The sequence below is a fragment of the Pseudoxanthomonas sp. F37 genome (assembly GCF_022965755.1).
Taxonomy (GTDB): domain Bacteria; phylum Pseudomonadota; class Gammaproteobacteria; order Xanthomonadales; family Xanthomonadaceae; genus Pseudoxanthomonas_A.
In genome coordinates this window covers 2,510,676-2,530,837 of sequence record NZ_CP095187.1, presented here as the reverse complement: position 1 = coordinate 2,530,837, position 20,162 = coordinate 2,510,676, and the positions used below count along the sequence as shown (strand labels likewise).

The 20,162-nt window shown below is 66.8% G+C and carries 23 protein-coding genes, 1 tRNA gene and 1 pseudogene; 14 read left to right on the top strand and 11 right to left on the bottom strand.

The window, feature by feature from the left end; translation table 11 throughout:
• Positions 1 to 223: 223 nt before the first annotated feature.
• Positions 224 to 478, bottom strand: a complete 255-nt coding sequence (locus MUU77_RS11815; protein WP_245087037.1) for a dolichyl-diphosphooligosaccharide--protein glycosyltransferase subunit 2 — start codon at positions 476 to 478, stop codon at positions 224 to 226.
• Between the two features lie 245 nt (positions 479 to 723).
• On the opposite strand from MUU77_RS11815, the gene MUU77_RS11810 reads away from it, so the two are divergent.
• A complete protein-coding gene (locus MUU77_RS11810; RefSeq protein WP_245087035.1) occupies positions 724 to 1,449 on the top strand; it encodes a hypothetical protein in 726 nt (241 codons plus the stop codon).
• The gene (locus MUU77_RS11805) at positions 1,446 to 2,585 is read left to right on the top strand and encodes a DUF6624 domain-containing protein (RefSeq protein ID WP_245087033.1); all 1,140 of its coding nucleotides are present in this window, start codon (positions 1,446 to 1,448) and stop codon (positions 2,583 to 2,585) included. The genes MUU77_RS11810 and MUU77_RS11805 overlap by 4 nt, the downstream gene beginning before the upstream one ends.
• A 12-nt stretch (positions 2,586 to 2,597) precedes the next feature.
• Here MUU77_RS11805 and MUU77_RS11800 read toward each other — a convergent pair whose 3' ends face one another.
• From MUU77_RS11800 to MUU77_RS11780, 5 genes and pseudogenes are all read right to left on the bottom strand, one after another.
• Positions 2,598 to 2,978: a hypothetical protein gene (locus MUU77_RS11800; protein WP_245087031.1), complete on the bottom strand. Its 381-nt coding sequence runs from the start codon at positions 2,976 to 2,978 to the stop codon at positions 2,598 to 2,600.
• A 102-nt stretch (positions 2,979 to 3,080) separates the two neighbouring features.
• Entirely contained in the window at positions 3,081 to 3,392 is a 312-nt protein-coding gene (locus MUU77_RS11795; RefSeq protein WP_245087029.1) for a hypothetical protein, read from the bottom strand.
• A 7-nt stretch (positions 3,393 to 3,399) separates the two neighbouring features.
• Positions 3,400 to 3,675 carry a hypothetical protein gene (locus MUU77_RS11790; protein ID WP_245087027.1) on the bottom strand — a complete coding sequence of 92 codons (276 nt, stop codon included), beginning with the start codon at positions 3,673 to 3,675 and terminating at the stop codon, positions 3,400 to 3,402.
• Positions 3,668 to 4,030 (bottom strand): annotated as a pseudogene (locus MUU77_RS11785) (DUF6538 domain-containing protein); the annotation flags it as partial. The pseudogene MUU77_RS11785 and the gene MUU77_RS11790, both read right to left, overlap by 8 nt.
• A gap of 84 nt (positions 4,031 to 4,114) precedes the next feature.
• A tRNA-Ser gene (locus MUU77_RS11780) sits at positions 4,115 to 4,207 on the bottom strand.
• 130 nt (positions 4,208 to 4,337) lie between these two features.
• On the opposite strand from MUU77_RS11780, the gene dnaX reads away from it, so the two are divergent.
• From dnaX to MUU77_RS11760, 4 genes are all read left to right on the top strand, one after another.
• Positions 4,338 to 6,098 carry a DNA polymerase III subunit gamma/tau gene (gene dnaX / locus MUU77_RS11775; RefSeq protein WP_245087023.1) on the top strand — a complete coding sequence of 587 codons (1,761 nt, stop codon included), beginning with the start codon at positions 4,338 to 4,340 and terminating at the stop codon, positions 6,096 to 6,098.
• Between the two features lie 7 nt (positions 6,099 to 6,105).
• Positions 6,106 to 6,426, top strand: a complete 321-nt coding sequence (locus MUU77_RS11770; protein ID WP_245087021.1) for a YbaB/EbfC family nucleoid-associated protein — start codon at positions 6,106 to 6,108, stop codon at positions 6,424 to 6,426.
• 83 nt (positions 6,427 to 6,509) lie between these two features.
• The gene (gene recR, locus MUU77_RS11765) at positions 6,510 to 7,103 is read left to right on the top strand and encodes a recombination mediator RecR (protein ID WP_245087019.1); all 594 of its coding nucleotides are present in this window, start codon (positions 6,510 to 6,512) and stop codon (positions 7,101 to 7,103) included.
• Between the two features lie 25 nt (positions 7,104 to 7,128).
• The gene (locus tag MUU77_RS11760; protein WP_245087017.1) at positions 7,129 to 7,485 is read left to right on the top strand and encodes a histidine triad nucleotide-binding protein; all 357 of its coding nucleotides are present in this window, start codon (positions 7,129 to 7,131) and stop codon (positions 7,483 to 7,485) included.
• Between the two features lie 65 nt (positions 7,486 to 7,550).
• On the opposite strand, the gene MUU77_RS11755 is transcribed toward MUU77_RS11760, so the two are convergent.
• Genes MUU77_RS11755 through MUU77_RS11740 form a run of 4 tightly spaced genes read right to left on the bottom strand, consistent with a single transcriptional unit; the run spans position 7,551 to position 11,901 of the window.
• Complete coding sequence (locus MUU77_RS11755; protein WP_245087015.1) at positions 7,551 to 8,060, bottom strand: Slp family lipoprotein; 510 nt, start codon at positions 8,058 to 8,060, stop codon at positions 7,551 to 7,553.
• Positions 8,061 to 8,076: 16 nt separating this feature from the next.
• Positions 8,077 to 10,020 (bottom strand): DUF3488 and transglutaminase-like domain-containing protein, encoded by a 1,944-nt coding sequence (locus MUU77_RS11750; RefSeq protein ID WP_245087013.1) that lies wholly within the window; start codon positions 10,018 to 10,020, stop codon positions 8,077 to 8,079.
• Complete coding sequence (locus MUU77_RS11745; RefSeq protein WP_245087011.1) at positions 10,007 to 10,966, bottom strand: DUF58 domain-containing protein; 960 nt, start codon at positions 10,964 to 10,966, stop codon at positions 10,007 to 10,009. The genes MUU77_RS11750 and MUU77_RS11745 overlap by 14 nt, the downstream gene beginning before the upstream one ends.
• 8 nt (positions 10,967 to 10,974) lie before the next feature.
• Positions 10,975 to 11,901 carry an AAA family ATPase gene (locus MUU77_RS11740; protein ID WP_245087009.1) on the bottom strand — a complete coding sequence of 309 codons (927 nt, stop codon included), beginning with the start codon at positions 11,899 to 11,901 and terminating at the stop codon, positions 10,975 to 10,977.
• Between the two features lie 69 nt (positions 11,902 to 11,970).
• Here MUU77_RS11740 and MUU77_RS11735 point away from each other — a divergent pair, with 69 nt between their 5' ends.
• Positions 11,971 to 13,821, top strand: a complete 1,851-nt coding sequence (locus MUU77_RS11735; RefSeq protein WP_245087007.1) for a glycosyltransferase family 39 protein — start codon at positions 11,971 to 11,973, stop codon at positions 13,819 to 13,821.
• Positions 13,822 to 13,825: 4 nt separating this feature from the next.
• Here MUU77_RS11735 and MUU77_RS11730 read toward each other — a convergent pair whose 3' ends face one another.
• On the bottom strand, positions 13,826 to 14,395 hold the full coding sequence (locus tag MUU77_RS11730; RefSeq protein WP_245087006.1) for a Maf family nucleotide pyrophosphatase: 570 nt from the start codon (positions 14,393 to 14,395) through the stop codon (positions 13,826 to 13,828).
• A gap of 121 nt (positions 14,396 to 14,516) precedes the next feature.
• On the opposite strand from MUU77_RS11730, the gene MUU77_RS11725 reads away from it, so the two are divergent.
• The 7 genes from MUU77_RS11725 (at position 14,517) to fabF (ending at position 20,064) form a co-directional block, all read left to right on the top strand.
• Positions 14,517 to 15,023: a YceD family protein gene (locus MUU77_RS11725; protein WP_245087004.1), complete on the top strand. Its 507-nt coding sequence runs from the start codon at positions 14,517 to 14,519 to the stop codon at positions 15,021 to 15,023.
• 67 nt (positions 15,024 to 15,090) lie between these two features.
• A complete protein-coding gene (gene rpmF, locus MUU77_RS11720; RefSeq protein ID WP_245087002.1) occupies positions 15,091 to 15,285 on the top strand; it encodes a 50S ribosomal protein L32 in 195 nt (64 codons plus the stop codon).
• Positions 15,286 to 15,377: 92 nt separating this feature from the next.
• The gene (locus MUU77_RS11715) at positions 15,378 to 16,373 is read left to right on the top strand and encodes a beta-ketoacyl-ACP synthase III (protein ID WP_245087000.1); all 996 of its coding nucleotides are present in this window, start codon (positions 15,378 to 15,380) and stop codon (positions 16,371 to 16,373) included.
• Positions 16,374 to 16,577: 204 nt separating this feature from the next.
• The gene (gene fabD, locus MUU77_RS11710) at positions 16,578 to 17,522 is read left to right on the top strand and encodes an ACP S-malonyltransferase (RefSeq protein ID WP_245086998.1); all 945 of its coding nucleotides are present in this window, start codon (positions 16,578 to 16,580) and stop codon (positions 17,520 to 17,522) included.
• A gap of 66 nt (positions 17,523 to 17,588) precedes the next feature.
• On the top strand, positions 17,589 to 18,332 hold the full coding sequence (gene fabG / locus MUU77_RS11705; RefSeq protein ID WP_245086996.1) for a 3-oxoacyl-ACP reductase FabG: 744 nt from the start codon (positions 17,589 to 17,591) through the stop codon (positions 18,330 to 18,332).
• Between the two features lie 142 nt (positions 18,333 to 18,474).
• Positions 18,475 to 18,714 (top strand): acyl carrier protein, encoded by a 240-nt coding sequence (gene acpP / locus MUU77_RS11700; protein ID WP_014161144.1) that lies wholly within the window; start codon positions 18,475 to 18,477, stop codon positions 18,712 to 18,714.
• Positions 18,715 to 18,822: 108 nt separating this feature from the next.
• Positions 18,823 to 20,064, top strand: coding sequence for a beta-ketoacyl-ACP synthase II (fabF, locus tag MUU77_RS11695; protein ID WP_245086994.1), 1,242 nt, complete (start codon positions 18,823 to 18,825; stop codon positions 20,062 to 20,064).
• The last annotated feature ends 98 nt before the right edge of the window (positions 20,065 to 20,162 follow it).

The window sequence follows — 20,162 nt, the reverse complement described above, 5'->3', positions numbered from 1 at the left end:
GCGGTTCGCCGTCATCCCGGCAGGCCGGGATGCTTCGAATCTGGCGGAGAGAGGGGGATCGAGTCAACCCGACCCTAAGTCCTTGATTCTCCTACAGGACGCAAACAAGGAATGTGTCCTGTTTTGTGTCCTGTAAGATTAACGGATCAAGCACGCGAGCGCTAGCTTGACTAGCGTGTATGTGGACTCATTGAGTCTCGCCGTGGGGAACGGCGACGAAAGCTCACTTCTTTGTCGAGACAAAGCTCGAAAGAGGCCTTGTTGGCTTTGCGGTGGAGGTAAAACCAGAGACTCTGGCTTTGCGTGCCGTGTCGAGCGCTTTCGTAGTAGCCAAACGCTGCGAAAAAGTTTCGTCTTTGGGCGTCAGGTTGAGCTTAAGTTTCTTCGGCAGCGTCTTGGTGATGACCTCGTTCACTTCAGAGCCGTCGCCGCTCACAAAGGTAATAGTAAAGCTTTCAATTTTCACGTCGGTTCCCATTGATCAGCTTCCCCTACGAGGTTGAGTTCTGGGATACTTCCTTTGCGATTCAGCGGCCTGGCTACTCTGTTCATCTTCAGAACGGTAAAGACACGTCGATTCGCGTAGCGGGGACTGCGAAATTCGCGGGCGCATGGTTGCGAAGAGTGTTTCAAGTTCGGAAGTTCACTGAGGGGACCGGGGATTCTGATAGAGACTACATCCGCGGGGAAAGCTCCCGATACGTCGATAACGTTCTTGAGCGAATGGCGGATAGTGGCACGCGATGGCTCAACGGAAAGCCCGCGGCTATTCGTGGTGAATACAAGCTGGAGCAGCTCGAAGCTTGCAAAAGGCTGGGAATCAGGTTTCCAGAAACGCTTGTCAGCAACGACCCCAATGAGGTGCGTGAGTTTGTCAAGAAGCAAGGTTGCGTCGTCGTCAAACCGTTGGATGTTTACACATGGAGGCATGAGGACGGCTCCCAACTGATGACATATGCCAACACCTTGTCTTCGGATCAATTTGAAGAAATGAGTGATGCTCAGATCCTTGCATGTCCGGCCATCTATCAACAGGCCATTGACAAGGTTGCGGATGTTCGCGCGGTGATTGTAGGAAAGCAAGTCTTCGCGTGTAAGATTGAGAGTCCTCATGAAGAGTGCATTGACTTTCGGCCCTTCCAAACCGACGGCACGCTCAAGTTCGAGTCGTTTTTTGATCCGCAGATGAATCGTGAATTGGAAAGGCTAGCGGAGCACTTCGAAATAACGATGGCGAGCAGCGACTTCTGCATTGATGCCAAAGGGGATCGGTATTTTCTTGATCTCAATCCTGGCGGTGCGTTTCTGTTTGTGGAGTTTCATGGGGGCGGCCCTATAGTTTCGCATGTAGCAGCCGCCCTAGCTGGAGAGGAAGATGCTGGAAGGTTCCCGGGTTTGGCCGAATACAATGCGTGGGCAACGCAAGAAAACAGGATATCGGGTGTATGAGTATGTTCGGTAGATCGGTGCAGATCTTCTTTTCTATAGGTCTTTTGTTGTTCTGTTCAGCGGCTTTCGGTGCTTCGGAGGATTACCGGGTTTCCAAGGCAAAGAGTCATGATGAAGCTGAGGCTTCCGCGTATGCTGAGCTTCTGAAAGAAGATCGACCGCTGTCATCTGAGAGTATTGAAAAATTCAAGCTTGCGTTGAGGACATACGGTTGGCCGACGGTGGCCAGTGTTGGTTTGGATACCGTGGATGCTATAGGTCGACTATTGCTAGATGCGGGCCTGGATCCTCTGTTTCAGGAAGACGTTCTGCGCGCGATGGATCCGCAAGTTAGCGTTGATATAGATCCCTACGCTTATGCGCGATTAGTTGACGAAATCCAGATTAAGAACCGAGAGAGTCAACGGTATGGGACGGTGATTCATCAAGATGTCGACGGCAAGGCGATTGTTCCTAGCATGCCCAAGAGCCTAAGCGGATTGAGGTTCTATCGAGACTTTTACGGGCTGGAGGACGCCAGTTCGCAGCTGCAGCGAGTTCAGCGCAGATTGGATGAGGGTCTATCTCTCGACGAGGCCAATCCTTTCCCGCGACTGTCAGTTGAGTTCGCAGGGTATCAGCTGGCAGAGCTTCGGCAGGAACTGGGGAGAATGATTGAGTCGGATCAGCGCACGCGGCACGCACTGATCGGTGCAAAAACCGATGCCGAGAAGGAGCAGCTCCGAGCTGCAGTAGAAAGGGCTGACGCCGACAACCTTTCCCGTCTCCACGAGATACTTGAGCAACACGGGTTCCCTGGCGTGGCTCAAGTCGGACGTGACGGTGTGTCAACCTTTTTCTTGCTGGTGCAGCACGCGAGTGACGTTGAGCTTCAGAGAAGGGCTCTGGATCTGGCCAAGCCGCTCATGGAAACTCGGCAACTCTCGCGCCAGCAGTTTGCGTTGCTGACCGATCGCGTGCTGCTCGCCGAGGGAAAGAAGCAACTGTATGGCACTCAGACAGACCGAGTGGATGGGAAGATCGTCTTGAAGCCGGTCGAGGACATTGCCCATCTGGATGCCAGACGCATGCAGATGGCGATGGGTCCGTCCGAGGAGTATCTCGATCTGATCCGTGCACGTTATCAGGACAAATAGCAGTAGCAAGACTTAGTTTGAATCGAAACGAGAGCGAAGTATCTGAGAAAGGGCGGCAGCGTGGGCACGCTTCTCGAGCTCGGCGCGAGCTGCCGTAACACGCTCCTCGACATTGAATATGGCCGGGCTTGACGCGGTGTCGGCCCGGATTTTATTGGCGTAGCTCAGAAGCGCGTCATAGCAATGTGCATACGCAGCCGAGGCAATGTCGGCGGGTGCGGCATTCGTCGCGCTATAGCGTTTGGCATATTCCTCGTAACACTTGAGGACCGGGCTTTCTAGGGAACCGTCATAAGACCCCTTCTCGGCCTGGCTAGCAAGGCACGGAGCGGTGCTCAGAAGCAGGCTCACGAGTCCCGCCACTCGAACGACTGAGAAATAGCGCTTCTTCATCAATGGAACTCCTGTGCTCATTGCCCACGAGCCTAAGCTAAAGGACGACTACATGCAGATAGTTATTTCTGAGCTAAGGCGCTGTTAGTTGCTGGCGGTTGGTCAGCCGAACATGCCAAGAATCACGAAGGGAACCGTAGGCAGCATGACGAGCGCTCCGACCAGCCCCATGAGGCCGCACGCCGTGATAGCCCAGATCTGGCAGATGTTGAAGTGGCCGGCACTCCGTTGTTGGGCTTGAGCCGCAGCGAAGGGATGGAGGCGCTCCGCGCGCTTCCGGAGGAGCCGTGAGAGCACGGGGCCGATGACGAGGCCGAACGGCCCCGTCAGAAGAACCGCAACGCAGAAGCACAGTGTGAAACGTGCCTGTGGGGTCATCACCGAAACGATGGGTGTAGGGGCGTAGTAGGTCATGGGCGGATCAGGGCCTGTGTGCCGTCCAGGTGCCCGACGCCTTCGAGAACCGGACGGGCTCGGTGAACGGCCGAACCTGGGACGTTCCGGCGATGTCCAGCACGATGGATCCGCCCACGTCGCAGACGACGCCGTCCGCCGTCTCTGATTGGCGGCAGCCGCTCAAGGCGAAGTCACGGTATTCCTGCACACGGACGGCGCTGCCCATCGCCCCTTCGAACTTTGCATTAATGGCTTGCTGGGCGTCGCTTTCAGAGGGCTGGTTGCTACCGCAGGCGGTCAAGCCGCAGGTCCTCGTCCGTGTCGATCTGCCAGCGCTCGCTGACCGTCCCGTCAGGAGCCCGTGTCCGATGTAGCGTGAGGTCCTTGAGGCCCTCGGTCTGCGTCAGTCTGGCGATCAGCTCATCGGCCTCTTTCTTCCCCAGTTTGTCCATCCGCCGATCCCTCAGCGTTGAGAAGGCTTGAGCATAGCGGGACGCCAACACCAGCGCGCGCAGCCGGGCCTCGGACAGGTCATTCGTGCGCAGGGTGCGCTTGAGCAGGCGACGGCCAATGAGGTGCTGGAGGTCGGCGGGAACCCGCTGACGAAACGACCAGAGCCCTGAAGAGGAACGAACCAGATGATGTGGAATGCGCATCGGGAGATGTGTCCCGATTTGTGTCCTGCACCCGGTCGGGACCAGAAACGAAAAACCCCTGACGAGTCAGGGGTTTGCGTAAACTGGCGGAGAGAGGGGGATTCGAACCCCCGAAGCGCGGTTTAGACGCTTACACACTTTCCAGGCGTGCTCCTTCAACCACTCGGACACCTCTCCGGGACCTGAACGCGGCTTGCGGCCGCTTTCAGGGGCGTGAATTCTAGCGCCCGCAGGGGGGCGCCACAAGCGAGACCGGCAAGCGGTCCCGGCGGGAGGACGGGCTTGCGCAGCGTGGCACAATGGCGGCATGTCCTATCTCGTCCTCGCCCGCAAGTGGCGTCCCAAGCGATTCGCCGAGCTGGTCGGCCAGGAACACGTGGTCCGCGCGCTCACCAATGCGCTGGACAGCGGCCGCGTCCACCATGCCTTCCTGTTCACGGGTACGCGTGGCGTGGGCAAGACCACCATCGCGCGCATCTTCGCCAAGTCGCTGAACTGCGAGAAGGGCACCAGCGCCGATCCCTGCGGCCAGTGCGCCGCCTGCCTGGACATCGATGCCGGCCGCTACATCGACCTGCTGGAGATCGACGCCGCCTCGAACACCGGCGTGGACGACGTGCGCGAGGTCATCGAGAACGCGCAGTACATGCCCTCGCGCGGCAAGTACAAGGTCTACCTGATCGACGAAGTGCACATGCTGTCGAAGGCGGCGTTCAACGCGCTGCTGAAGACCCTGGAAGAACCGCCGGAACACGTCAAGTTCCTGCTCGCCACCACCGACCCGCAGAAGCTGCCGGTCACCGTGCTGTCGCGCTGCCTGCAGTTCAACCTCAAGCGCCTGGACGAGGAGCAGATCCGCGGCCAGATGACGAAGATCCTGGGCGCGGAAGCCATCGAGGCCGATGCGACCGCCATCGCCCAGCTCGCCCGCGCCGCCGACGGCTCGCTGCGCGACGGCCTGTCGCTGCTCGACCAGGCCATCGCCTACGCCGGCGGTGCGCTGCGCGAGGAGGGCGTGCGCACCATGCTGGGCACGGTGGACCGTACCCAGGTCAGCGCCATGCTGGCGGCCCTGGTGCAGGGCGATGGCGAGGCCCTGCTGCAGGTGGTGGCGCGGCTGGCGGAGTTCTCGCCCGACTGGGCCGGCGTACTCGATGCGGTGGCCGAAGCGCTGCACCGCATCCAGGTGCGCCAGCTGGTGCCGTCGGCCAGCGTGGAGGCCGAAGGCGTCGACGTGGATGCCTTCGCCGGCCAACTGCGGCCCGAGGTGGTCCAGCTCTGGTACCAGATGGCGATCAACGGGCGTCGCGACCTGCACCTGGCGCCGAGTGGACGCGCCGGTTTCGAGATGAGCGTGCTGCGGATGCTCGCGTTCCGTCCGGCCCAGGCCGGCGAGATGCGTGGCGAAGCGCGCACGGCTTCCGCCAGCCCCGTGCCGGCATCCGCGCCAGTGGCGCCGGCGCCCAGCGCTTCGGCGCCCGTGCAGGCCAGGGTGGCCGTCGCGGCAGAGCCGGTCATGCCGCCGCAGCAGATGGCGCGCGAAGAGAGTCCCGTGCCTGCGCACGTCGCCGTCGATGACATGCCACCGTGGCCGCCCGCCGAGCCGGCGAGGGTTGGGCCCCCCACACCTGCGCCCGCACCCGCACCCGCAGCGTCGACCACGATGCCGGCCGGCATCGGCATCACCGACGCCGAAACCTGGCTGCATTTCGCCGGGACCTGCGGCCTGAAGGGCGTGGGCAAGCAACTGGTCGACAATGTGGCCTTCGCCGGTTACGCGGACGGGACGCTGACCCTGGCGCTGGACAGCGGCTTCGACTATCTCCGCTCCGAGCGCACCCTGGGCGAACTGCGCGATGCGATCGCCAGCCGCTATGGCGTGGCGCCGCGGCTGGCCTTCGCCGCCGCGGCCGAAGGCGAGACGCTCAAGCAGCGCAGCCACCGCCAGCGCGACGAGCAGCAGAACGTCGCCGAGGAAACCTTCATGAACCATCCGGACGTGCGGCAGCTGATGCAGCAGCATGGCGCCCGGCTCGTCCCGGATTCCATCCGACCTTACGAAGAGTGATCACGACATGCGTGGAAACATCGCCCAACTGATGCAGCAGGCGCAGAAGATGCAGGAGAACCTGCAGCGCGCCCAGGAAGAACTGGCCAAGCTGGAGGTCACCGGCAACGCCGGCGGCGGCATGGTCAGCGTGACGCTGACCGGCGCCAAGGAATGCCGCAAGGTCCGCCTCGACCCCTCGCTGCTGTCCGACGCCGAGATGCTGGAAGACCTGATTGCGGCGGCCTTCAACGATGCGTCCAACAAGGTCGACGCCGAATCCAAGGCGCGCATGGGCGCGGCCACGGCCGGCATGCCGATGCCGCCGGGCATGAAGCTGCCGTTCTGAGTGCGGTGACGGGCGGGCGAATGGCAGACCGCTGTGGCGGTTGCCCCGTTCGCCCCCTCGCATGGCCGCCCAGAATCACGCCCGTGTCCACACTCCTCGAACAATTGATCGAGTCGCTGCGCGTCCTGCCCGGTGTCGGGCAGAAGACCGCACAGCGCATGGCCTACCACCTGCTCGACCGCGAGCGGGAGGGCGGCAAGCGCCTGGCCGGCGTGCTGGCGGAGGCGCTGGACCATATCGGCCATTGCGCGCATTGCCGCGACTTCACCGAGAGCGAGGTCTGCGCGCTGTGCGCCAGCGGCAGCCGGGACCGCCATCAGCTGTGCGTGGTGGAGTCGCCATCGGACCGGCTGGCGATCGAACAGGCGACCGGTTACCGCGGCCTCTACTTCGTCCTGCACGGGCGGCTGTCGCCGCTGGACGGCATAGGTCCGCGCGAACTGGGGCTGGACGCACTGTCCGCACGCCTGGCCCAGGGCGAGGTGACCGAACTGATCATCGCCACCAATCCGACCGTCGAAGGCGAAGCGACCGCGCACTATCTGGCGCAACTCGCGCGCCAGCAGGGTGTGCGGCCGAGCAGGCTCGCCCACGGCGTGCCGTTGGGAGGCGAGCTGGAATACGTGGACCGCGGCACGCTGGCGCATGCGTTCGGCGGCCGCAGCGAAATGAACTGACCGCACCCGCACGAGGAAGCACCCCATGACCGACGACACCCTCTTCGCCCGGATCATCCGCCGCGAGATCCCCGCCACCATCGTCTACGAGGACGAGGAGGTGCTGGGCTTCAAGGACATCGCGCCGCAGGCGCCGGTGCACGTGCTCTTCATCCCCAAGAACGAGGCCATCCCCACCCTGGACGACCTGCGCCAGGACCAGGCGCACCTGATCGGCAAGCTGGCGCTGGCGGCGGCCGAGTACGCGCGCCGCGAAGGCTTCGCGCAGGACGGTTACCGCATCGTCATGAACTGCCGCGAGCATGCGGGCCAGACCGTGTTCCACATCCACCTGCACCTGCTGGCCGGCGCACCGCTGGGGCGCTTCGGGACGTCCGCCTGAGCGATGCGGGCCCATGAAAAAAGCCGCTCATCGAGCGGCTTTTCTCCATCTGCGCGGCTGCCCCGTCACCACCAGCCCCAGTAACCCCAGCGCGGTCCCCAGAACGGGTCGTAATACGGGTAGGGGCGCACTTCCACTTCACGCACTTCCGGCCACAGGTACACCACGTCGGCGGCGACGCGCGGCAACTGGTAGTCGTATTCGCCGATGCGTGCCGTTTCGTAGCCCTCGATCTTGCCGATGAAGGTCACCTCGCGGCCTTCGGCGAACACGGCCGGGTCGTAGAAGCCGGCCCGGCATGCGATGAAACGGCCGTCGGTGGCATCCGGTGCGGACGAAAGCGGCCGGCCCGTGGCGCCCAGCGGACGCGACACCAGTTGGAAGCAGGTCGCGTTCGGCCCCGGCGTGGTGCTGATGATCCGGCCGCCCCAGCGGACCGGCGCGCCCACCTGGGGCGTGGCCACCGCGTCGCGCGGATTGACCTGGGTGAAGCTGCCCTGCAGCGGCTTGGGGGCCGTTGCGCAGGCGGAAAGCAGCGCGGCGGCTGCGGCAAGGACAGCGAAGCGAAGGTTCATGGCCAGTCTCCAGCGGTTATGGGCGGTGCCGGCGCAGGTCTTCGATAAGAGCCCGCTGGTCCCCCTTGCTCGGAGCGTAGCGCGCAGCGGCGAAACGGCGGCTGAGCGAAAACAGCAGATTGGCGCCTTGTGGACGGCGCGCCGCCACGCGTCGCGCCCAGTCGCCGGCGGTTTCATGCGGTTCGCGGCCCAGACCCAGGCGGGCATAGCGGGCATCCAGGCGATGCCAGGCCCGCAGCAGCGGATCGCGCTCGCGTTCGCCCCGTGCCAGGAACCACGCCATCCAGGCCAGGGTCGCCACTGCGAACAGGCCGAACAGCAGCGCCAGTCCGCGGGACCCCAGCCCGTTGCCGCCCAACCGCTCCAGCAGGCGCGCCTGCCGCTGCGCATCGAAGCCCAGCACCAGGTCGTTCCAGCCGCGGCGCAGCCAGTCGCTGACGCTGCCGAAACCTTCCAGCGTCAGGCGGCCCGCGTCCACTCCCTCGCCGATGCGGTCGTCCAGCGTGTCGTAGATGCGCTCGGGTGCGACCGCCGCGGTCGGGTCCACGCGCACCCAGCCGCGTCCGGACAACCACACCTCGGCCCAGGCATGGGCGTCCATCTGCCGGACCACCCAGTAGCCGCCCAGGCGGTTGTACACCCCGCCCGTGTAGCCGGTGACCACGCGTGCCGGCACGCCCGCCCCGCGCATCAGCACGACGAAGGCGGAACTGAAATGTTCGCAATAGCCCTGCTTGCGGTCGAACAGGAACTCGTCGACCGCGTTGCGGCCGGGCAGCGGGGATTCCAGGGTGTAGGCGAACTCGGCGCGGATCCAGTCCAGGGCGCGCCGGACCAGCGCCGCATCGTCCGCGCCGGCTTCGCGCCGCCACTGGGCGGCCATGGCGCGCGTGCGCGGGTCGAATCCGTTGGGCAACTGCAGGGCCTGCTGGCGCAGCAGGTGCGGCAACGTGGCTTCGAAGCTTGCCGGCGTGGACGCGCGCATGCGCCACCGGGTCAGCGCGCTGAGCGGCGTGCGCACCGTCATGCCGTAGTCGTTGGCCAGGTGCGCGCCCTCCGGCGCTTCGACCGCCAGGTCGAGCGCGACCAACTGGCGGCGGTCGGTGGGCTCGACTTCGAGCTGGTAGTCCCATTGCCGCTGGCCGTGCTGCACGCGCGCAGGCGGCAGGCCGCGCAGCCACGGGGCCTGGGTCCAGGTGCGGCCGTCGTAGTTCCACATGACCGGGCCGCGCCAGTACATCTGCTCGGGTGGCGGTGTGGCGCCGAAGAACTGCGCGCGCAGGGCCGGATCTTCGTCCGCCATCAGGTCCAGCCAACCGCCGGGCGACATGTCCTCGCCCAGGCCCGGTTTGGACAGCGCCCGTTCGGGCACGCCCCACAGCGGGGTGGCGAAACGCGGGAACAACCAGAACGCCGCCAGCACCAGCGGCAAGCCGATCAGCACCAGCCGCCCCACCAGCGCCATGCGGGGCACCACGTCCGGTCCCGTGGCCACGCTGTGCGCCTCCACGTCGGCCAGCCGGTGCAGGGCGACCAGGGCGCTGCCGATGCCCAGTGCCCCCAGCGCCATGGTCAGGGGCCCCTGGTCGAGCAGGAATGCCGCGAAGGGCGCGAACAGGGCAAAGCCCACCAGGCTGCGGTGGTCGCGCAGGCTGCGGGTCTCGCCGGGCTTGATGGCCAGCATCGCGGCCAGCAGCGCACAGCCGGTGTCGCGACCGAAGCGGAACCCGGTGACCGACAGCACCGCCGCCAGCATCGCCAGCGCCAGCAGGATGCGCACGAATGCCGGAAGCGGCCGCCGCCAGGATGCAGCGGTCAGCACCAGTCCCGTCGCACCCAGGCCGAGGGCGAGCGTGGTCGGCAGTTGCACCAGCAGCGCCAGCAGGCACAGCGCGGCACTGGCCAGCGTCCACAGGCGGCTGTCGCGATCAGGAAGGATGGCGGCGTCAGCGTGCGGCATCGGCATGCGGCATCAGCGCGAGCGCGCGCAGGCAGAGATGACGGTGGGCAGGGCCCTGGGAGGGCCCCAGGGCCGGCTGGCCGGGCAGGGCGAGGCGGTAGCGGCGATCTGCCCGCTCGGCCTGTTCCACCCAGTGCGCGAGGCGCCGGATGCGCTGTTCGTAGGGCAGCGCGCCCAGCGCATCCCATGCGAGCAGCACCTCGATGCCTACCGGCTGCTCGTATTCGCGCACCAGCAGGGTGTCCCGGCGGGCCGATGGTTTCCACGCGATCGTGCGCGGCGCATCGCCGGGTCGATAGCCGCGCAGGTGGTGGACATCGTCGCCGGCCGGATCCAGGCGGGCATGCTGGCCGGTGCGCCCGCCTTCGGGCAGCGGCGGTCCCTGGACTTCGGGCGCCGGATACACCAGCAACGGCGACGGCCAGACCCAGGACCACGCGCGCGCCAGTCCCAGCGGCTGTGTGGTCGATACCCGCATCCGGCCGATGTCGTGCCAGCCGCGCTGGTGCGTATCCAGATACAACTCGGCCACCGCACTCCCTTCGGGCGGCAGCGGCGGCACGAACGTGCCGGCGCCCAGCGCATCCAGCCGCAGACCGTTCCGTCGGCGCGCATCGCGCGCGGACAGCGCCACGTGCACCCGCAGCCGCTCACCCGCGAACACCGGATCGGCCGACACGGCGTCCACGCGCAGACCGGACAGCTGCAGGTGGGCGAAGATCAGGCTGGCCATCGCCGTGGCGCCCAGCAGCAGGGCCAGCAGCAGGGCCGGATTGTTGTTGTAGTTCAGCGCGCCCAGCGCCATGGTGAAAACGAGGGCAGCGTAGAACAGCCCGAACCGCGTGGGCAGCACGTAGACCCGGCGACGGTCCAGGCGGACCGGCAGCACCTCCACCGCGCGTGGCCGCGCCCACTGGGCCAGCCACCGGGCCGCCGATGCCTGCATCGCCACCCTCAGTCCACCGGTACCGCGTGCAGGATGGCCTTGGCCAGCGTGGCGGCCGACGCCGCTTCCGCTTCCGGCACCAGGCGATGCGCGGCCACGGCCGCGAACAGGGCCTGCACATCGTCGGGCAGCACATGGCTGCGTCCCAGCAACAACGCATAGGCGCGCGCCGCGCGCAGCAGGGCGATGCCGGCGCGCGGCGACAGGCCGACCCGCACGCCCGGGTGCTGCCGGCTGCGCGACAGCAGGGCCTGCACGTAGTCGATCAGCGCATCGCTGGCGTGGACATCGTTCACCGCAGCGCGCAGCGCAAGCACGTCGTCGGCGGACAACAGCGGCAGGGCCTGTGCGATCAGCACGCGCCGATCGCTGCCCGCCAGCAGTTCGCGTTCGGATGCCGGGCTGGGGTAGCCCAGCGCCAGCCGCAGCAGGAAACGGTCCAGCTGCGAGTCGGGCAGGGGGTAGGTGCCCGACAGGTCCACCGGATTCTGCGTGGCGATCACGAAGAACGGCGCCGGCAGCGCATGGGTGGCGCCATCCAGGGTGACCTGGTGCTCGGCCATCGCTTCCAGCAGGGCGCTCTGGGTGCGGGGCGGGGCACGATTGATCTCATCCGCCAGCAGCACGTTGGTGAAGACCGGCCCGGGATGGAAAGTGAAGGCGCGCGCCTGCGCGTCGTACACCGACACGCCCAGCACGTCGGCCGGCAGCAGGTCCGAGGTGAACTGCACGCGCTGGAAGCCCAGGCCCAACGTGGCCGCCAGCGCGTGCGCCAGCGTGGTCTTGCCCAGTCCGGGCAGATCCTCGATCAGCAGATGGCCATCGGACAGCAGCGCGACGAACGCCAGACGCACTTCATGCGTCTTGCCCAGCACCAGCGCATTGACCTGGGCCTGCGCCCGCTTGAGGGCCTCGGCGAGACCTTCGGATAGCATAGGGCGGGTACTGGGAATGGCGGACATCGCGCTCTCGGTTCCGATCGTGGTCGGGAGAAGTGTAGCGAGATGGACGAAGAACAACGCGCGCGCCGAGGGTTCCTTGCCGTGTGGACAATCGTGACGGTGGTCAAGGTCGCGATCGCCGCGCGCCTGCCGTTGTTCGTCGACGAGGCGTTCTACTGGCAGGAGGGCCAGCACCTGGCGGCGGCGTATTCCGACCTGCCGGGGATGACCGCGTGGTTGACGCGGCTGGGCGTGGAGCTGGGCGGACATCATGTGCTCGCGGTGCGCGCGCCGTTCCTGCTGATCGCGGCGGTACTGCCCTGGCTGGTGGCGCGCAGCGCCGCGCACTGGTTCGGCGCCACCGTGGGCTGGCAGGCGGCGCTGCTGACCGTGTTGATGCCGTTGTCGGGCACGCTGGGCCTGCTGGCGCTGCCCGACGTGCCGATGGCGCTGGCGACCGTGCTGTGCGCCGATGCCGGTGCACGCATGTTGCGCGGCGTCGATGCGATGTCGGCCACCGAACTGGCGCTGGGCCTGGTGCTGGGTGCGCTGAGCCACTACCGTTTCGTCGGCGTGATCGGCGTGGGCCTGATCGCACTGCTGTGCCTGCCGCAGGGGCGCGGTGCGTTGCGCGATGCGCGGGTCTGGGTGGCCTTGGCGGCGGGCCTGCTGGCTTGGGCGCCCCTGCTGGCCTGGAACCTGGAATACGCCGATGCGGGCCTGCGCTTCCAGTTGCTCGACCGGCATCCGTGGCGCTTCCATGGCGATGGCGCGCGCTTCCTGCTGGTGCAGGCGGCGCTGGCCACGCCCCTGCTGTTCTGGGCGATGCTGGTGGTCAGCGTGCGCGGTATCCGCGGGGCGGGCGGCGGCGGGGGCGCCGGGCCGGAATGGCGCTATTTCGCGCTGCTGGGCGCGGTGTCCACCTTGGGTTTCTTCCTGCTGGGCTTTTTCGCCGACAACGAGCGCGTCAGTTTCCACTGGACGCTGCCGGGCTACCTGGCGTTGCTGCTCGTCGTGCCGCTGCAGTTGCGCGAATGGCCCCGCAAGTGGCGGCTGGCGACCTGGGGCCTGGCTGCCGCCGGCACGGTGCTGATGCTGGGCTATTACGTGGTGGTGTCGGTGCCGGGCCTGCGCCTGCAGGCGGCCGGCAGCAAGTACTACCCCGAGAATTTCGCCGGCTGGGACCGGCTGGCGGTGGAAGTGGAACGGGCGCGGGCGCGCATGCCGGAAGGAACCGCGCTGCTTGCCGACAGTTTCAAGACCGGCGCCGAGCTCGGTTTCGCGCTTGCGGATGCGCGCATCCCCGTGCTCGACCACCCGCTCAACCGCAAGCACGGCCGTGCCCCGCAACTGCAGCTGTGGGGCCTGCAGCACGAGGGCCGGGTGAATGCCCCCACCCTGCTGGTGGTAGGCGCGACGGACGTGAAGTTCAGCGCGCTGCTCGCCCGGTACCAGCAACTGTGTTCCGTGGTCGGCCCCTTGCCGCCGCCGCAGGCAGTGAACATCGACCATGGCGCGCGCCGCTTCCTGTTGTTCGCGCTGCCCGCTGCTCCCCAGGGCGATGCCTGCATTTCGCCGGTGGTGGCCCACATCGATGTGCCACAGGCCGGCGCCGGCGTGGCGCGCCGCTTCAGGGTGGGCGGCTGGGCGGTGAAGGACGGCGTGGGCGTGACCCGGGTGGAGGTACTGCTGGATGGCCGGGTGGTCGCCACTGCGACGGACTTCACCGACAACGCCTGGTTGCAGCGGTTCCTCAAGGACCGATCGCGCGACCCGCGCATGCCGCGCGTGCAGTTCGATGCGCAGGTGGACGCCAGCGGCCTGCCGGCCGGCCGCCACTGGCTGGGCCTGCGGGTGACCGGCGGCGACGGCAGCGTGGAGACGTGGGCCGAGCAGCCGGTGGTGCTGCGCTAGCGGATCAGGGCAGGTCGAAGCCTGCTTCGCGCAGCATCTTCGCCACCGCGATCAGGGGCAGGCCCACCAGGGCCGTCGGGTCGGAGGACTCGATGGCATCGAACAGCGCGATCCCCAGCCCCTCGGACTTGAAGCTGCCGGCGCAGTCGAACGGCTGCTCGGCATCCACGTAGCGTTCGATCTCGGCCGGGGCCAGCGTGCGGAAGCGCACGGTGGTGACGTCGGCCGCTTCCAGGGCGCGTCCGTCCCGAAGCATGCACACGGCGGTGTGGAAGCGGACCTGGCGACCGGACATGGCGCCCAACTGGGTGAGTGCGGCCTCGCGGTGGCCGGGTTTGCCCAGCGGCACGCCGTCCAGTTCGGCGGCCTGGTCCGAGCCGATGATCCACGTGCCGGGGTGCTGCGCGGCGATCGCCTCCGCCTTGGCGCGGGCCAGGCGTGCCGCCATGGCCGGGACGGCCTCACCGGGCAGGGGCGACTCGTCCACCTCGGGCCGCGCGATATGGAACGGCAGGCGCAGCCGTTCCAGCAGTTCGCGCCGGTAGCGGGAGGTGGAGGCGAGCATCAACGGCATGGGGGGGCACCGGCAGGACGGGCGGGGGAGTCTGCCCGCGGGCGCGGCGGGCGGCAAGCCAATCCTCCGCTGCCGGGGTGGTTTGACAGTTCCGGGTTTGATCCTTAACATTCAGCGGCTTATGTCCGCGAATACGCCCGAGCTGCTGGATGCGTGGCGCATGGTCGCGAACCGGCGCAGCTTCGAAGGCCGCCTGCCGTTGTCTGCCATGACGCGCCTGCAGGGCCTTCTGGCCGATACCGAAGGCGACGTGCGCTACACGGTGGAATTCGACCACGATGGGTTGCGGGTCCCGTACCTGGAACTGCACATCGAGGCCGGCCTGCCGTTGGTGTGCCAGCGCAGCCTGCAGCGTTTCGTGCTGCCGGTGGTGTTGACGCAGCGGTTGGGTCTGGTGCGCAGCGAGGACGAAGAGGCCGCGCTGCCGCCCGACTACGAGGCATTGCTGGTGCCGGAAGACGGCATGCTGCGCCCCGCCGACCTGGTGGAGGACGAACTGGTCCTCGCCGTGCCGGTGGTGGCGGTGGACCCGGCGTCCGACGCGGTGGAACGCGAGTGGGCGGCGGACGAAGAAGAGGTGGCGAAGACCAGCCCGTTCGCGGCGCTGGCTTCGCTGAAGAAGAACTAGCCGCTACGGCGGTCTGGCAACACGAACCGCAAGGTTCACCAACAGATACGAGAGCTGGAGCAATCCCATGGCTGTGCAGAAATCCCGCGTCACCCCGTCCCGTCGTGGCCAGCGTCGTTCGCACGACGCGCTGACCGCCAAGCAGCTGTCCACCGACCCGACCACGGGCGAGACGCACCTGCGTCACCACGTGACCGCCGACGGCTACTACCGTGGCAAGAAGGTCATCGCCACCAAGACCTCGGTGGTCGAGGAAGATTGATCCATGCGGCGCGTCCTCCCGTGGGCTGGGCGCGCTTTCCGCATGATCGATGACAACCTGGGCCCGCAGTCGGGCCGGCAATGGGAGCGTGCATGAGCGAGCCGGGCAACAAGGGGCGCATTTACGCGCGCATCGCCGGAACGGGCAGCTATCTGCCTGAAAAGGTGTTGACCAACGAGGACCTGTCCAAGCTGGTCGACACCAGCGACGAGTGGATACAGTCCCGTACCGGCATCCGCGAACGCCACATCGCCGCCGAAGGCGAAACCGCCGGCGATCTGGGCTACCAGGCCGCGCTGCGCGCGCTCGAAGCCGCGGGCGTGGACGCCTCCGAGATCGACCTGATCGTCGTCGGCACCACCACGCCCGACCTGATCTTCCCGTCCACCGCCTGCCTCATCCAGGCGCGCCTGGGTGCGGCCGGCTGTGCCGCCATGGACGTCAACGCCGCCTGCTCCGGCTTCATCTACGCGCTGAGCGTGGCGGAGAAGTTCATCCGTTGCGGCGATGCGAAGACCGCGCTGGTGATCGGCACCGAGACCCTCAGCCGCATCGTCGACTGGACCGAGCGCACCACCTGCGTGCTGTTCGGCGACGGCGCCGGCGCCGCGGTGCTCAAGGCCGACACGGAAACGGGCGTGCTCAGCACGCACCTGCACGCCGACGGCAGCAAGAAGGAACTGCTGTGGAACCCGGTGGGCGTGTCGGCCGGCTTCAACAAGGACGAGCCGAACAACGGCATCCGCATCCACATGAAGGGCAACGACGTCTTCAAGTACGCGGTGAAGGCGCTGGATGGCGTCGTCGACGAGACGCTCGAAGCCAACGGCCTGGACAAGCACGACCTGGACTGGCTGATCCCGCACCAGGCCAACCTGCGCATCATCGAAGCCACGGCCAGGCGCCTGGACATGTCGATGGACCAGGTGATCGTGACCGTCGACAAGCACGGCAACACGTCGTCCGGTTCGGTGCCGCTGGCGCTGGACACGGCCATCCGCTCCGGTCGCGTCGAACGCGGCCAGTTGCTGCTGCTGGAGGCCTTCGGCGGCGGCTTCACCTGGGGCTCGGTGCTGTTGCGCTACTGAGCCGCACGCACGCAGCCACGCCCGTTGGAAGGCGACGCTTCGCAGCGTCGCCTTTCGCGTTTCCAGCACCCGCATCGCGCGTCCGCATGGCGCCCGTCATGGCGTGCGACAGCGTGTCGCAGGCATGAACGCATACGCCCCGGTACAGACAATCCGGCAGGTTCGCCCGTATCATCGCGGCCTGTTTTCACGCAGGGTGTCCGAGTGACTTCCACGCATCTCGCTTTCGTGTTCCCGGGCCAGGGCTCGCAGTCCGTCGGCATGCTGGCCGAACTGTCCGAGCTGCATCCGATCGTGCGCGAGACGTTCGCCGAAGCCTCCGACGGTGCCGGCGTGGACCTGTGGGCGCTCTCGCAGGGCGGCCCCGAGGAAATGCTCAACCGCACCGAATACACCCAGCCTGCGCTGCTGGCCGCGGGCATCGCCGTGTGGCGTGCATGGCAGCAGCAGGGCGGCCCCGCGCCGGCGCTGCTGGCCGGGCACAGCCTGGGCGAGTACACCGCGCTGGTCGCCGCGGGTGCGCTGTCGCTGAAAGAGGGTGCGCATCTGGTGCGCCTGCGCGGCCAGTTGATGCAGGATGCCGCACCAACCGGCGTGGGCGCCATGGCGGCCGTGCTGGGTGCCGACGATGCGCTGGTGGCCGAGGTCTGTGCGCTGGCATCGGACAGCAAGGTGGTGGTGCCGGCCAACTACAACTCGCCCGGCCAGATCGTGATCGGTGGCGACAGCGAAGCGGTCGAGCGCGCCATCGCACTGCTCACCGAGCGCGGCATCCGCAAGGTGGTGAAACTGGCCGTCAGCGTGCCGTCGCATACGCCCCTGATGCGGGAAGCGGCGAACCGGCTGGCCGAAGTGATGGCGGGCCTGTCCTGGCAGGCGCCGTCGCTGCCGGTGGTGCAGAACGTCGATGCGAAGACGCATGCGGGCGTGGATGCGATCCGTGAGGCGCTGGTGCGCCAGCTGTACCTGCCGGTACGCTGGACCGAATGCGTGCAGGTGCTGGCGTCCCACGGTGCCACGCGTATCGCCGAATGCGGTCCCGGCAAGGTGCTCGCGGGGCTGGTCAAGCGCATCGACAAGGGCCTGGATGCGCGTGCCATCGGCGCCGTGGGCGACTTCGAGGGCGCGCTGGCCGAGTGGCGCGCCTGACCTTCGCCGTACCCGATCCCTTATCCTGATACGTCGCGTCCGCGCGGACCGTTCCGAGGACATCACATGAGCAAGCCCCTGCAGGGTGAAATCGCGCTGGTCACCGGCGCCAGCCGCGGCATCGGCGCCGCCATCGCCGACGAACTGGCGGCACAGGGCGCAACCGTCATCGGTACCGCGACCACGGCGTCGGGCGCGCAGGCCATCGGCGAACGCATGGCGGGCGTGGGCGGCCATGGCCGCCAGCTCGACGTGACCGACGCCGCCGCGGTGGATGCGCTGATCGACGCCATCGCCAAGGAGTTCGGCGCCATCTCCATCCTGGTCAACAACGCCGGCATCACCCGCGACAACCTGCTGATGCGCATGAAGGACGAGGACTGGCAGGCCATCCTCGACACCAACCTCACCAGCGTCTACCGCACGTCCAAGGCGGTGATGCGCGGCATGATGAAGGCGCGCAAGGGCCGCATCATCAACATCGCCTCGGTGATCGGCGTGACCGGCAACGCGGGCCAGGCGAACTACGCCGCGGCCAAGGCCGGCATCATCGCCTTCTCCAAGTCGCTGGCCAAGGAAATCGGCAGCCGCGGCGTGACCGTCAACGTGGTCGCCCCGGGCTTCATCGCCACCGACATGACCAAGGACCTGCCGGAAGAGACCAAGAAGGCGCTCGGCGAGCAGATCGCACTGGGCCGCCTGGGCGAACCTGCCGACATCGCCCACGCGGTGGCCTTCCTCGCGGGTCCGGCGGCCGGCTACATCACCGGCGAGACCCTGCACGTCAACGGCGGCATGTACATGCCGTAAGAATTAGCTGTAAGTGGTTGATTCGGGGGCGTTTGGCGATACCTGCCCGGCGTCCCCGGTTTCCACTACACTATCCCCGGTTTGCCTTCGCCCGGCGTCGGCAGAATCCAACAAGTCACCCATCTCCGTCTGGAGCGAATCCATGAGCAGCATCGAAGAACGCGTCAAGAAAATCGTCGTCGAACAACTCGGCGTGAAGGAAGAGGAAGTCACCACCAGCGCATCGTTCGTCGATGACCTCGGCGCCGACTCGCTGGACACCGTTGAACTGGTGATGGCGCTGGAAGAAGAGTTCGAGTGCGAGATTCCGGACGAGGAAGCCGAGAAGATCACTTCGGTGCAGCAGGCCATCGACTACGTCAAGGCGCACGTCAAGGCGTAAGTCCCGCGTCTGCAGCAAACCGTGTCGGGGCCGCGCATGCGGCCCCGCGCGTATCCGGCCCCCATGCGCCCGCGTAGGGCGCGGCCCAAGATCTACGAGGAATCCGATATGAGCCAGCGTCGTCGCGTCGTCATCACCGGCATGGGCCTGGTGTCCCCCCTGGGCAATGACATGGCCACCAGCTGGGACGGCATCGTCAACGGGCGATCCGGCCTGGGCCCCATCACCACCTTCGACACCGAGGGCTACAGCACGAAGATCGCGGGCGAGATCCGCGGTTTCGACCCGACCGCCTTCGTGCCGCCGAAGGACGTGAAGAAGATGGACTCCTTCATCCACTACGGCCTGGCCGCGTCGCTGATGGCGATGGAAGACGCCGGGCTGGAAGTGACCGAAGCCAATGCCGAGCGCGTCGGCGCCATCATCGGTGCCGGCATCGGCGGCATCCTCGGCATCGAGGAGACGGCGGTGAAGCTGCATGAGGGCGGCCCCCGCAAGATCTCCCCGTTCTACATTCCCAGCACCATCATCAACATGCTGCCCGGCCACCTGAGCATCATGAAGGGGCTGAAAGGCCCGGGTTATTCGGCGGTCTCGGCCTGCGCCACCTCCAATCACTCCATCGGCATCGCCATGCGCACCATCCAGTACGGCGACGCCGACGTGATGATCGCCGGCGGCGCCGAACGCGGCTCGTCGCCGACCTCGGTGGGCGGCTTCTGCGCGATGAAGGCCATGTCCACCCGCAACGACGATCCGGCCCGGGCCTCGCGCCCGTGGGACAAGGATCGCGACGGCTTCGTGCTGGGCGACGGCGCCGGCATTCTGGTGCTGGAGGAATACGAGTATGCGAAGGCGCGCGGCGCCCGCATCTACTGCGAGCTGGCGGGCTTCGGCGCCTCGCAGGACGCCTTCCACATGACCGCGCCCAGCGAGAACGGCGAAGGGCCGTCGCGCTGCATGCTGTCGGCGCTGAAGGACGCCGGCCTGAACGTCGACCAGGTGGAATATCTCAACGCGCACGGCACCTCCACGCCGCTGGGCGACCTGGCCGAAACGCTGGCCATGAAGCGCGCGCTGGGCGACCACGCGTACAGGATCATGGTCAGTTCCACCAAGTCGATGACCGGCCACCTGCTGGGCGCGGCGGGCGGCGCGGAAGCCATCTTCTCCGTGCTGGCCATCCACCACGGCATCATCCCGCCGACCATCAACCTGGACGAGCCGGGCGAAGGCTGCGACCTGGACTACGTGCCGCATACGGCGCGCGAGAAGAAGATCGATGTGGCGATGTCGAACGGCTTCGGCTTCGGCGGCACCAACGGCACGCTGGTGTTCAAGCGGATCTGATTCCACGGCGGACAAGAGATCGTCATCCCGGCGCAGGCCGGGATCCATCCTGATTTCGCTTCCTGTTCCCTGGACAAGCAAAGCAACCTGGGTTCCGG